Source organism: Thermomicrobiales bacterium, from assembly GCA_041390825.1.
Lineage (GTDB): Bacteria > Chloroflexota > Chloroflexia > Thermomicrobiales > UBA6265 > JAMLHN01.
Genome location: JAWKPF010000015.1, coordinates 81,200 through 94,227 on the forward strand (window position 1 = coordinate 81,200; position 13,028 = coordinate 94,227).

Below are 13,028 nucleotides of genomic sequence, written 5' to 3' on the forward strand. Positions count from 1 at the left end.
TGACGACCAGCAACTGACGACTGACTGCCCTCGCTAGTCCGCCGTTCGGCCGGCCATTTCTGAAGCCATGCGCATGGAGAGAACGGTGGAAACACCGTCTTCGCGCATGCTCACCCCATAAAGCGAATCGGCGACTTCGATCGTGCCGCGGTTGTGCGTGATGATGATCGCCTGAGTTTCCGCGGCCAGCTCCTGCAGCCGCTCGCGAAAGCGAACGACGTTGGCTTCGTCCAGCGCGGCGTCGACCTCGTCCAGCAGGACGAAGGGCGACGGGTTGACTCTCAGGATGGCGAACAGCAACGCGGCCGCGGTCAGAGCGCGCTCGCCGCCAGAAAGCAATGCGAGCGATTGCAGCCGTTTGCCCGGAGGTTGGGCGACGATATCGACTCCGGCCGGACCGCCATCGTCGTTGTCGATCAGCACGAGCCGGGCGGAGCCGCCACCAAAGAGCGTGGTGAACGCGGCCGAAAACTCCTCGGCCACACGGGTGAATGTTTCCTCGAACCGCTGCTGCATGGTGCTGCGCAGATCGTCCAGCAACTCACGCAACGAGGCCGAGGCGGTCAGCACATCGTCCAGTTGCGCGGTGAGGAACGCGTGACGCTCCGATTCGCGCTCGAACTCCTGCACAGCCTCGTCGCCGATATAGCCAACCCGGCGCAAGCGTTCCTTCAATCGGCCAATCTCGCGCTCGGCCTCGATCATGTCGATGTCGAGCTCATCCACCGGCTCGTCCAGCAACTCCGCTGGCTCCTCGAGTTCGAGATCGTCGATGATGCGCTGGCGCACCGTCGCCATCTCCCCCCGGACCCGTTCCAACACCACAGTGGCGCTGCCACGCTCACGGTCGATCTGCATGAATCGCTGCCGCGCGCTCTCCAGCGCTTGCTCGAGCTCCGCGACTCGGGCGACTGCATCACGCTGCGCTTGTTCGGCCGGTGTCTGCTCCGCCAGGAGGCGCGTCCGCTCGGCTTCGCCGGCGGCAGCATCCGCCTCGAGCTGCGTTAGCTGGCGAGCGATCTCGGCCCGCTCGCCATCGAACGACGAAGACCGTTCGAGCCGTTGGGTCAGTTGCTCGGACAGGGTGGCCTGTTGTGCGAGCAGCGATGCCAGTTGGCGCCGCTCGGCGCGGAAGCGCTCGTCGAGCACCGCGCGCTCCTGAAGCGCGGCTGCAAGCCGTTGCTCGAGTTCCCGCAACCGGCTGGCATCGCGCTCCAATTCATCGACGGTGCGCTGATAGCCTTGCCGTGCCTGTTCCAATGCCGGTTCGAGCGCCCGGCGCTCCTGCTCGCTGGCGTCGCGGGCGGATTCGAGCGCGGCAATGCGGGACGACGATTCGCCGTGACGAGACGCCTCGCTCCCTTGCCGAGTTTCGTGCTCCTGAACCCAACCACCCAGCCGGTGTTGTCGTGCGCCCAACTCCCGGATTCGCGCTTCGAGCGCCATGCGGTTGCGATCCGTCTCACGGGATTCGGTCTGTGCCTCAGCAAGCGCGGCAGTGGCCGATTCGAGGGTCTGGCGAGCTTCGGTGATCTGCTGCTCTACGGTACGAATGGTTTCTGGTAGCTCACGTAGCTCGCGCTCGCGCGTGAGCATGCCGTTCTCGCGCACCGCCGATCCGCCGGTGACCGATCCGCCCGATCGCGCAATCTCCCCTGCCAGGGTGACCGTGCTCCACCCGCCGGGAAGCCGTCCCAGCACAGCGCGCGCGGCTGGCAGATCCTCGACCACGACCGTGCGGCCCAGCAACGCGTCGGCAACGATCCGATGCGCCGGAGAGACCGAAACCAGGTCAGCGGCAACGCCATGAACCCCAGGCAGCCCGTCGAGATCACGCGGCCGGTTGGTCGTATTCGCCCGTAGGGTATCGAGTGGCTGAAACGTGGCGCGTCCCGCCCGCTTGGCTTTGAGATGCCCAATCGCCGTCTCGGCATCGGCCCAGCGGGCTACGACGATGTCCTGCAGGTGGGCCCCGAGCGCGACCTCGACCGCAGTTTCGTAGCGGGCCGGGAGATCGATCAGTTCGGCGACAGTTCCCTCGATGCCGGAGAGCTTGCCTGCTTGCGCAGCGGTCAGGACCTCACGCACACCGGCATAAAGACCAGCGCCGCTCTCCTGGATCCGCTTGAGCGCATCCAGCTGGGCACGGGCCTGTCCCCGTTGCTCCTGCAACTGTGAAAGGAGCGCTCGCGCTGCTTGCTCGGCACTCTGGGCGGCAGCGACACGTTCGGCCAACGCGGTATGGGCCTGCCGGAAGCTCTCCAGCTCTGCGGCCGCCAGCTGGCTTTCCGCTTCGACTGATGCCAATTCGGCACGAAGTTGCGCCAGCCGTTCGCCTTGTTCGCTCGACTGGACTTCGTAACGTTCGCGCTCCGCGGAGAGTGATTCGAGGCGTTCGGCGCCAATCTGCAGCGCACGATCACAGTCGGCGACACGCTGCTCGAGATCCGCCAACGCCCTGGCGAGTTGTTGCCGCTGCCGCTCGCGCGCTTCACGCCCCTCACGGGCTTTCTGGACCTCTCGCTCGAGCTCCGGAATTGTCGATTGCGTTTCGGCGCCGGTCGCGGTGAGCGCGTCGAGGACTTCCTGGACCGCGATGATCTCTTGCTCGATCTCAGCGGCGCGTTCTTCGAGATTGCGCTGGCCCTCGATCAGGTCCTCCCGGCGTCGATCGATAGCGGCGATCCGCTCTGCGGCCAGGTCGCGCTCATGCGCGAGTTGCTGGGCTTGCTCGGAGACAGATCGTAGGTGCGCGCTCTGGCGCGAGAAAGCGGCCTGGGCCACACGGGCGCACTCGCGGGCATCTTCGAGCTGCTCGAGCGCGGTATCGACGTTCGCTTGTGCCGTGTCCAGACGAGTCGACTCCATCTGGGTAGCCGTTTCGGCACGCTCCAGGCGCTCTCCGATCTCGATCAGCAGGCCCTGGAAATTGCGCTCGCTCCGTCGATTTCAGCGGTCATGGACGCCTTGCCATTCACGCGCCTGTTTCGCTGCGCTCAGAGTGCGCAAGCGGGGCTCGACCTCGGCCAGCAGGTCGACGATGCGGTCGGCGTTGTTTCGGGCATCGTTGAGGTTGCGCTCTGCCTCGTTGGCTTTCATCTGAAGACCAGCCAAATCGGCCGCATGCTCGAAGAGCCCGCGCCATTCTTCCGGCTCGCTGGCTGGGCTTGCCGCATGGTAGGAGCCCTGGCCAACGACGGTATAGGACTGCCCGAGCGATGCAGTGAGTTGATGGATGTCTTTCAGCCGGACACCTGGCCGTTAATGAGAAACTGATTCTCGCCTGAGCGCAACGAGCGGCGCGTGACGGTAACTTCTGAACTCACTCGATCGGCAACCAGCCAGTGCTGTCGAATGTCACCGTGACTTCAGCGAATCCACCCGGAGCGCGTCCATTGCCCACGGCGAAGATATCTTCGGTCTTCTTGCTGCGCAACCAGCGAGTGACTTTGCTCGCCAGCACCCAGCGAACACCGTCCGAAATATTCGACTTCCCGCTGCCGTTTGGTCGATGACCGCGGTGATCAGGTTCGAAAGAAATGTCGATGTGCGGTTGGCGAAGCTCTTGAACCCGTTCAATATCAGGCCGAGTGAGGCGCGGCAATGCCTTCGTCTACTTGTCATCTTCCAGGGCGCTCGGGTACGGGTCAGCAGGTCGAACAGTCGAAGAGGCGATGGTACATCCATTGCCTGTGCGTCACAATGTGTAGCATTTTGCGGCAACCTCCACGAATCGCCTCGGCGACACGGGGTCACGTTGGCCAAACTCGGGTCTGCGCGGCTGGGTTGCGGTCACGGCGGAATGGGCAGGATGAGCCGGATGTTCATTGGCTGTTCCACGAATTCCAGTTTTATCCACAGCTCGTGGCCGCCGCGGCGCTGGCAGAGATCGGCGCGCTCGGCTTCACCCACGCTGAAGTCATGCTCTACCAGTGGCAATACACGGACGCTGCGTTTCGCGCCTACAGGCAGGCGGCCCGCGACGCCGGTGTGGAGATCGTGGCGCTCCATCTCGAACCCGATATGCATCTTCCGTTCGATCCCGAGCCAGCAGTCGTATCAGACGCCTCGGCGCACCCCCGACACAGCTATATCGACGGCGCAGTGACGCTTGGTGCGCAGTGACGATCGTCTGGCAGGGTCCGATCCGCGAGAGGACCACTGAATCCGGGGTCGAGCCGATGCTGGAGGTGGTGTTCGAGCTCGACCGGCGCTGTCAGTCAGCCGGATTGCGGTTGGCGCTGGAAAATGCCGAGCCTGTGTGCTCTCGACGGTGCGCGACTTCATCGAAATCGGTCCGCGGTTGCCGCCGTCCGTGGTTGCATTCGATCCGCACCCGCGGCTGCCAGTCATGCAAAACCGATGCTGCTGCTGCGTCAGATGGCAGGGACGGCTCTTCGACGTTCACCTGCGGGACATCGATGAGGACGGTAAACGTCCCGGGCAATCTCCTGCCGGGTGATGGCACGCTACCCTGGTCAGCAATCCTGCGCGCGGTGAGGGAGCCGGGTTCGACGGTCCTTTGATTCTGGAGTCGGCCTTGCAGCCAGATCCCGCACAAAAAGCGTGGCGCGAGTCATGCGCTGCTCGATCCGCTCATCGCCCAGATCGACGTGTACTCGCTTCCTGCGCATCCAGCCCCCGCCGGGAGTGCTGAGGGTATTCGGCTCTTCAACGAGGGTCTCTATTACGAGTGCCATGAAGAGATCGAGCACGAGTGGCACGCGGAGACCGGCCCCATCCGCGACGATCTCTACCAGGGTATCTTGCAGATCGGTGTGGGGTTCCACCATGCCAGTAATGGCAACCTTCGTGGCGCCCGCCCTCTTGCTCACGGATGGGCTGGACAAGCTCGGACGATTCCTGCCGGCCTGCATGGGAATCGATACACAGGCGCTCTGGGATGCCAGTGCCGCGCTGCTCACAGATATCGAGCGCCGACTGGCAACCAAGTCTCCATCTCCACTCGTTCTCGTTTTCCTCGATTCAATTGACGGCCAGCAGCCAACCGCTGCGCAACACATTCCACGACGCCACATCGAACCCGCGCGCTAGAAGTAAACGAAAATAGTCCCGATAGTCGGAACGGCCCTTCTCGAAGGTCATGCTGTGGCCGGTTAGTTCCGGCGCTTCGGCATCTTGCGGAGGTGCAGTCCGAAGAGCGCGATCGCACTGGTGAGGATGACGAGGAGCAGCGCTGGTTCCGCCGAACATGCCACCTCCAGAACCGGTGCCTGGCAACGTTGGCGAGACCGTACCTGTCGGTCGCGGACCCGGTGTGTGGGTCTTCCACGGAGTCGGCGACTTGTGAACGACCGGTGTCTTGGTGGCCGTGCGCGATTCGTCGGCGTATTCGTCAACGGCGTGTTGGTCGGAACGTATTCGTCCGGCGTGTTGGTCGGCGTGTTGGTCGGCGTATTCGTCGGCCGTGTATTCGTCGGCGTGTTCGAAGGTGTACTTGTCGGAGACGGCGTATTCGTCACCGTTGGCGTGTTCGTCGGCGTCCAGGTCGGACCCGGTGTCGCGTTACAGATGAGCAGCCCTGGCGGTGCCGAAAATTTGACCCTGGTTGTCGTAGTATGTTAGCGCCCAAACGGTCTCGTACGGTCCGCTGAACTGATACAGGTATGTATCGTTCAGGAACGAGTACTCGTAGTTACCGTCGAAGGTGAGCTTGGTCACATAGATGTCTGGCGCGCTTGTCGACCCAACCACCTGCGCGATCACGTTGTAGTTGAACCCACCGACATCAGTGCCGCAGAAGATTTCCAGGGTGCCATCTGGCAGTGATGCGGCGTCGGCGTCACCGTTGGCGTAAAGGTCTTGGTCGGCGTTGTCGCGGTCGACGTTGCCGTCGCGGTGGCGGTCCGTGTGTTCGAGGGGGTCGGGTATTCGTAATCGAGTCGGCGTGATGGTGCGCGTTGCCGCGTCGCGGTGCGCGTCGCGGTATGCGTGCGCGATGGGGTCGGGGTGTTTGTAATCGACGGGGTCGGCGTAAGCGCGTGCGCGTCTGCGTGATCGACGGGGTCGGCGTGATGGTGCGTGTCAGCGTAATCAACCGCGTCTATGCGATGGTGCGCGCGTTGCCGTCCCGGTGCGTGTCGCGGTATGCGTGCGCGATGGGGTCGGGGTGTTCGTAATCGACGGGGTCGGCGTGATGGTGCGCGTCTGCGTGATCGACGGGTCGGCGTGATGGTCTCGTCGCGGTCCTCGTTCGAGTCGCTGTCCTGGTATTGGAGGCCGTCGGCGTATTGGTAATCGACGGGGTCGGCGCAGGTCCGTGTGTTCGACGCCGTCGGCGTGGCAGTTGCCGTGCGCGTTGCCGTGCGGGTATTCGTCGGCGTGCTGGTAGCCGTCCTGGTAGCCGAGGCGGTTGGCGTCGCGGTCGGCTCCGAGCACAGGTGCCTCGCAGATAGAAGGTCACGCTCGGTGTGGTGCCATCGTTAGCCACATAGCGAGCCGACACCTCGATGCCGCCATACGCGCCATATCCCCAGGCCTGCGAATAGGGCAATGGAATGGGCGGAGGCGCGGTCATGAGGACGGTATCGACCACAGTCACGTTGTCGAGCGCATAGACGGTTACCTGATGCGATCGACCGTCCATCCGGCCGCCGGTTGCACGAGTGCGGAGACGCGGCGACTGTCCGGATCCGACAGGCTCACTGCGCATCCGATCTGCACGGAGCCCGCCGGCGGCGGCGCAGTGTCGGCCTGCACGATCTCATCCGGAGTCGGGGTGGAGGTGGCGGTTGGCGTCGTCGTATTCAGATCGCCCGAGGTCGACGTGCCCACTGCGGCTCTTCTGAACAGAGATCGCCCACACCGTCCCCATCGGAGTCGGCCTGGTCGATATTCGAGATATTGGGGCAGTTGTCGATATCGTCCGGAACAGAGTCGGTGGTCGGAATCGTTTGGAACAGCTGTCGGATCCGGAGTATCGCAGGCGTCGCCAGCGCCATTGCTGTTCGAATCGGCCTGGTCCGGATTTGCCACGGCCGGGCAGTTGTCATCGATGTCGGCTATCCCGTCTGCATCGGAGTCGACCGGTGAGGCGGCACGTTGCACTGATTCGTCGGATCATTGAGGCATTCGAAGATATCGTCAGCACCTGTCGCCATCGGTAATCGGGCCGGCGGAGCCCGGCACAGTGCACTGATTGGTCGGATCGTTGGGGCATTCCGTCGATCTTCGTCGGCAATGCCGTCTCCATCGGAATCGATCACCTGGGGCTCGTCTTCCTGAACCTGGAATCTGCGAGTTTGCCGTTTGCTGACTCGCCAGCGCAGCTTCGCATTGATTGGACGCGTCGTCGGGACAGAGATCGTCCTTGTCGACGATCGTGTCCCCATCGCGATCCTGCGTGTCCTGAGCGAGCATCGCTCGTGCTGCCGGCCCGTCCTCGTGATCACCGGCCCAGCGGCGGGAGCCGCGAGCGCAATGAACGAACAAGAGAGATGACTCTTGTGAATGTGAGTTTCGGCGTCTTCCATACACATGCTTCCCGGCAGTCGTTCAATTTGCAACTTCCAGCCACGCGGCACAAGCAGGCCGGTCCGGCCACCCCGCGTCATTCCGGAAAATCACGCAGGAGGCGGTATGCTGCTCTCAGCCACTGGTACGGACCAGTGGCAAATTCTCGGCTTGCTGCGCGCTGGCAGGCTCTACGCGGTACAGCAGTTATGCAAATCCGAAAATTCGATATTGGTTACCGAATTACCGGCGACTCAGCCACCATCAACCATCTACCTGCAGCGAAATGACCTTTGCAATGTTTTCCGCCACATTGCGTATTGCTTGGCATGTACGTTCTGGCCGCGCAATAGCCGCATGCGCGCTTTACGCCGAGGCGCAGTTGTTACAACACCGGATTTCCGGTCAGAATCCTCGAGTACCACACCATCTGCGGCGAACCCACTCTTCGGAGGTCACCGATCGTCTGCAGCCAGGGCTCAGTTCCCCAACCGAAAAGAAACGAGCTGGGATGATCCAGCTCGCATTCGCATTCTCGACTGAACCGGCCCATCGAAACGGCTCTGCTGCCCGCGTCCGCCTGCGACCAGCCAGGCCGGTCAACGCAGGCTCGTCCCTGCGTGATCTGGCTGCGTCGTCCGTGGCCTCTCTGTGCTGAACAGCCGCCTGATGCAGCCCATGCCGCACGACCAGCGCAATACCCAATGTCGCAATCGCGGCAAAGAGCAGTTGCCACGCCTTGTCGTCGAACGGCACGCGCGAAGCAACGCCTGTCTGCCCTGTCCCGGTGCTGGGCAAATTGTCGACGCTCTGCAACGAACAGTTGTAAATGTAGACGTGGTTCTCGCCACCGCTCTGGACCAGTACATTGCCAGCCGAATCGACGGTCCGCTTCGGCATGACACCAGTCACCGGTCGTTTCGTCCAGGTTGTACGCGCCATTGGCGAATGGGTAAAGGTCGGTACGCCGCTGGCGTTGGTCGATCCCACACGATCGGCGCTCCGGACGCTGCACGTCGCCAGCGAGCCCGACCGGCGCGGATTCCGCCACGCAGTCTGTTTCCCAGTTGTATTGGGAGATCGATTTGCCCTGGCAGAGAACTTGTGCACCGTGATCGAGCCGGAGTTCTGGTCGGGCGTTACCGTCGGGGACCCTGGGGAATGTTGTACAGAGCGCAATCGACATCGACGCCACCGGCAACTCGAGCGACGCTCATACTCTGCTGGTCCTGATAGGCGAAAGCGAAGGCTTGTCCCCCGGCTACGCGAAGGAAACGACGTAGACAGCCACATTGGTCCCGGAGGAGGAAGGGTGGTGATCGTGTAGGTTCCCGGAATCAGCCCTTCGAACGCGAATCCCTGCGCATCGGTCAACGCATCCAGTTCGTCCCAACCGTTGCGATCGACCAGCACGGTCGCCCCGCCAAGGGAGCGTTGCCGCAACGAGCGGTGTAGTTGGTTGTCGTTCCGGGGGCAAAGGTAGTTCGTCACCGTGAGGTGTCGAATACCCACTGGCATTGTAGAGAACGTTGAACCACTGACAGAGGTACGAGGAGCTGATTCGCATCGATGGCAAGCTGCACGCTGTTGTGACCGGCGTAGAACAGCTCGCCACCTTCGACACCGCAAAAGACGTAGGCATCGTTGAAGTGTCCGGAATGCTGGAGACGAGACCGTAGGTATTGCTCGGCAACGACTCGAAGAGCACAGTCCCAACCCCGGTAGATCCTGTCGTGGGGTCACGCTCTCCACGCCGGTAAGCGTCAGGCGATAATTGTGTCGTCCGGTGCTGGGCACGCAGGCGTTCAGGAACGCGTTTCTCGGAGTCCGTTTCGTCCGCGACCATGTTGAACGCGCACTGGTAGCTGGTGACCTGCAACGTGGTGGACGCATCGGTTGTGGAACGACGTACCAATCGCAGACGATGCCCATCCCGCGGCAAGCTCGACGTAGGCAATGACGTTGTCTTGCAAACTCACCGGGCGGGTTCATCCAGAATCCGGCCATCGAGCAACCGGAGCCACCACCGCAGCGCTCGACAGATCGGCCACCGGCGAATAGAACGCCTCCACGATCAGGCCAGCTTCCCCGCGGCCAGGTCTGAAAAATCGATCACCCCGGGGCCAGGAACCTGGGGCACCACTGTTGCCCTTCGCCGGCAAGACCGCCTTCGGACCGGATCTGCACCGCGATCCTCCGATCCCGTCACCGTGGCAGGTGTCATGGAAGCGCGTCGAGATTGGAACCGGGCAGGCAGAAGAGCGTGTGGACTTCGATGGAAGCGTCGTCGAGTACGCCGGCTCTACGGGAATCGGCGTGACGTACCAATCGCACGTCACCACACAGCCGCCAGTCAGATCGAGCGCCAGCGTGCCGGTCGCGTCATCGAACGCGGAAGGAACCTCGACGAAAGCATCGTCGGAGCAATAGGCGCTGATCGATGGGCGATCGGCAAGACTAGCGCCGACAGTGTAGGCCCCGTTCGCCAAGCTGGTGAAGCTGGCGACGCCTGGTCTGGCAAGACCGGCAGCGACGTTGCAATCGTGCCGCTGAATCCGTTGGTCGAGCTGAGCTGGACCGGATGCCCACCACGCCATTGCCATGGCAATCGTCATAGATCGTCTCGAAGCCGGCACATACCCGGCGGGACACTCGGCAATGGATATCCAGGGTCGAAGTGTACGGGTTCCACCGCTTCCATAGTCGGCTCCGCTTGGACAGGGCCGCCCGGCGCGGTGAAGAAATCACCTGAAACGCGGTTTCCGTTGAGCGAAATCGTCCCGACGCCATTCGACAGTGTTATTGGAACGACCGACGACGGTTCCGGGCTGGTCGGGTAGTTGGCGGTGTCGTACACGGGCAGAACACCGACGATGCGGCGTTGTCGTCTTGTTGAATGGTGTGATCCCCAGTAGCGCAACCCGACCACCGGGGCGCGTCAAGGATGCCATATGCTGGCGACAGGATTCCACGATTGGCCAGTAGCGATCGAGGTGATCGTGAAACCAGTGCCGTCATCGACGCCAGAGATTACAGCCGTCCGCCAGGGACCGTAGTCATCAGCCGGGCCAGTGAATCCGTCGGGGCAGGACATGGCGTAGAGCGCAATGGCCCCGAGCCCTGATCTGGATTGTCCTGCGTGCTGAAGGAGAGCGAGACCGTCTCGCCAGCCAAGTGGATCGGTAGTTTGCGGTTCAGGGACGGTGGCGCAGGCAGGCGGAGTTTCTTCGATCACCGTGAAGCTGCTGCCTTGCGGGTCGACGTCAACGGAAAAGGCGACATAGCCGTTCAGGTCGGTTTCAAAGGGCCGTAGATCACGCCGCTGTCACTTGCCGTGACCTGGAAACAGGTGAAGGGCGCAGGAAGTCGGTCACCGGCGTCGGTATTGGTGATTTCGATGGTGGCGGTGCCTTGCGCAGACGCGGGAGGGGCGTTCGTGCTTGATGGCAGCGTCGCCGGCACGGCCACCAGCACAATGAGCAATCGAAGCATGCGCGCTTGTCCGAACGCAACCAGCCTCATATGGAACCTCCCGGGGGTTTGGTCGAGGGGAAGTCGAGCTAGCGCCAGCTCGCGTGCCGTCCATTCAGTAACCCGGCTGCAACCGGGAAACCGACCTCTCTTTGTATGAACGCCGCAGCGCGCGGATCGTTTCGCAACGCAGTCCGGGAGTGCCAGAGGCCGGGCGTGGCGGGCCGCGAACGGGAGTAAATCGCGCAGGGCATCCCGAGCATACCACGTCCAGCCGGGCTATCCCCTATCATTCCGCACCGGCGCCGAAGCTGAACGCTTCATTATCCGCGCGCCGAAGGAACGAACTATGCCGTCGGGCGCCGATCCGACTTTCCCCAACTCATCACCGGCGGGTTCCGACGCCACGGACGGCAAGCAGCCACCCAGAGACCCTTAACCGTCTACAAACCAAAGCGACAGTCGCCCTCAGGGAATCCCGGACGAGAACCAGCCGGGTTGAACCTTCCTGCGGATCGTACCGGCCAGAACCGGCGTTCCGCAAGCCAGAATCGCGCCTCCAGGGCGATTTCGCGGCAAACAACAGGTGCTCGGCTCCCACATCGGCGACCGTTATGTGCGCGTCGTCCGGCGAAGACGGGAAGATTTCGATCCGAGCAGGTCCAGGGCACCTGGTCGCCACCGAGGGTGCGTCCCGAAGCGCGCGGCCCGGTGGGTGCGCGGCTGGCGTCGCATCAAGCGCGTCCTGATCAGCGCGCCGATGACGACCGCCTCGGTAGAGGCGCAGCGGCTGTCAATGCCAGCACTGGCCGTCCTCGTCGGACGCGCTCTCGTCCGTCGCCTACGCCACCGAGAAATCCTGCGCGTGCTTTTCGTCGCCGGTGGCTTGCTATGGCGCTCTCGAAGAGTCTTCCCATCGGCGCGGCCATCGTCGCGTTGCTGATCGTCGTGGGCATCTCGTGCCGACAGACGATCAAGGCATATCCACAAGGCGGCGGCGCATGCATCGTCGCGAAGGACAACCTGGGCGAGCTTCCATCGCTCACGGCGGGAGCGGCACTGCTCACGGACTACGTCCTCACCGTTGCCGTGAGCATCGCGGCCACAGTCGCAGCCATGTCCTCCGCGCTGCCCGAACTCAACGAGCATCAGGTGCTGATTGGTGTCCTGCTGATCCTGTTCGTCACGACGGTGAATCTGCGCGGCCTGAGCGAATCGGGCACCATCTTCTCGATTCCTACGTATCTCTTCCTCTTGGGCATCTTTGCCATGCTCGGCATCGGGTTCGTGCGGAACGCCGCGGCGGGGTTCCCGTACACGACCCCGTCCTGACGGAAGCCGAAGGCGCTGGGCTTCAAGGCGCTGTGGGCGCATTGGTACTGTTGCGCGCATTCGCCTCCGGGAGCGCCGCGCTGACTGGCGTAGAGCCATCTCGGACCAGGGTCGCCCGCCTTCCGCAAACCCGAATATGTCAACGCACGCAAAGACCCTGACCGTCATGATCGCCATTTGGCGATCGCAGCTGCCGCACATCACGTTTCTGGCCCATCAATATGGCGCGGTGCCAGCTCCCAGATCCAAAGCCGAACCGAACTGCAAACGGTCGTTTCCCAGATTGCTCCGGCAGGTCTTCGGTGCCAAGGCACGAACGCCGCGTACCACTATCTTCAGTTCACCGATGGCAGTTCTGGTGCTGGCAAACACGGCCTATTCCGACTTTCCCGGTTGGCGTACTTCCTGGCGCGCGATTCGTACATCCGCGCCAGTACACATATATCGTGGCGACCGCCTGGCGTACACCACCGGCATCGGTATGGCCTGATGGCGAGTCTGGTGCTCTCGATCTTCGGCGGCGAAACCGAGCGGTTGATTCCGCTCTATGCGCTCGGCGTCTTCCTCACTCCTTCACGATTTCACAAACAGGTATGTGCGTCCGCTGGGTGCGCAAGAAGGAGCCAGGCTGGCAAATGGGTCTGGCTGTGAACATGGTCGGAGCAACCGTCACCGGTATCGTGGCCGTGATCGTTGTCTTCACGAAGTTCACCCACGGGTTTCGATTATCTGCATCATCATCCCCATGCTCA

At 62.7% G+C, this 13,028-nt stretch carries 11 protein-coding genes; 3 read left to right on the forward strand and 8 right to left on the reverse strand.

Translation table 11 applies throughout. The features are described 5' to 3' along the window. Positions 1–33 precede the first annotated feature (33 nt). Entirely contained in the window at positions 34–2,919 is a 2,886-nt protein-coding gene (gene smc, locus R2855_09720) for a chromosome segregation protein SMC (protein MEZ4531297.1), read from the reverse strand. Positions 2,920–2,958: 39 nt separating this feature from the next. On the opposite strand from smc, the gene R2855_09725 reads away from it, so the two are divergent. Then, positions 2,959–3,276, forward strand: a complete 318-nt coding sequence (locus R2855_09725; protein MEZ4531298.1) for a hypothetical protein — start codon at positions 2,959–2,961, stop codon at positions 3,274–3,276. A gap of 46 nt (positions 3,277–3,322) precedes the next feature. Here the strand turns inward: R2855_09725 and R2855_09730 are convergent, their stop codons facing one another. From R2855_09730 to R2855_09740, 3 genes are all read right to left on the reverse strand, one after another. Beyond that, positions 3,323–3,604, reverse strand: coding sequence for a hypothetical protein (locus R2855_09730; protein ID MEZ4531299.1), 282 nt, complete (start codon positions 3,602–3,604; stop codon positions 3,323–3,325). A 188-nt stretch (positions 3,605–3,792) separates the two neighbouring features. Beyond that, positions 3,793–4,029, reverse strand: coding sequence for a hypothetical protein (locus R2855_09735; protein ID MEZ4531300.1), 237 nt, complete (start codon positions 4,027–4,029; stop codon positions 3,793–3,795). A 449-nt stretch (positions 4,030–4,478) separates the two neighbouring features. Next, entirely contained in the window at positions 4,479–4,793 is a 315-nt protein-coding gene (locus R2855_09740) for a hypothetical protein (protein MEZ4531301.1), read from the reverse strand. Between R2855_09740 and R2855_09745 the strand changes: the two genes are divergently transcribed. After that, entirely contained in the window at positions 4,792–5,055 is a 264-nt protein-coding gene (locus R2855_09745; GenBank protein MEZ4531302.1) for a hypothetical protein, read from the forward strand. The genes R2855_09740 and R2855_09745 overlap by 2 nt on opposite strands. A gap of 471 nt (positions 5,056–5,526) precedes the next feature. On the opposite strand, the gene R2855_09750 is transcribed toward R2855_09745, so the two are convergent. The 4 genes from R2855_09750 to R2855_09765 form a co-directional block, all read right to left on the reverse strand. Next, positions 5,527–5,727 carry a hypothetical protein gene (locus R2855_09750; GenBank protein MEZ4531303.1) on the reverse strand — a complete coding sequence of 67 codons (201 nt, stop codon included), beginning with the start codon at positions 5,725–5,727 and terminating at the stop codon, positions 5,527–5,529. Positions 5,728–6,582: 855 nt separating this feature from the next. Beyond that, positions 6,583–6,795, reverse strand: a complete 213-nt coding sequence (locus R2855_09755) for a hypothetical protein (GenBank protein ID MEZ4531304.1) — start codon at positions 6,793–6,795, stop codon at positions 6,583–6,585. Between the two features lie 2,666 nt (positions 6,796–9,461). After that, positions 9,462–10,088, reverse strand: coding sequence for a hypothetical protein (locus R2855_09760; protein MEZ4531305.1), 627 nt, complete (start codon positions 10,086–10,088; stop codon positions 9,462–9,464). A 673-nt stretch (positions 10,089–10,761) separates the two neighbouring features. Continuing rightward, positions 10,762–10,995 (reverse strand): hypothetical protein, encoded by a 234-nt coding sequence (locus R2855_09765; protein MEZ4531306.1) that lies wholly within the window; start codon positions 10,993–10,995, stop codon positions 10,762–10,764. A gap of 840 nt (positions 10,996–11,835) precedes the next feature. Between R2855_09765 and R2855_09770 the strand changes: the two genes are divergently transcribed. Beyond that, on the forward strand, positions 11,836–12,276 hold the full coding sequence (locus R2855_09770; protein ID MEZ4531307.1) for an amino acid permease: 441 nt from the start codon (positions 11,836–11,838) through the stop codon (positions 12,274–12,276). The last annotated feature ends 752 nt before the right edge of the window (positions 12,277–13,028 follow it).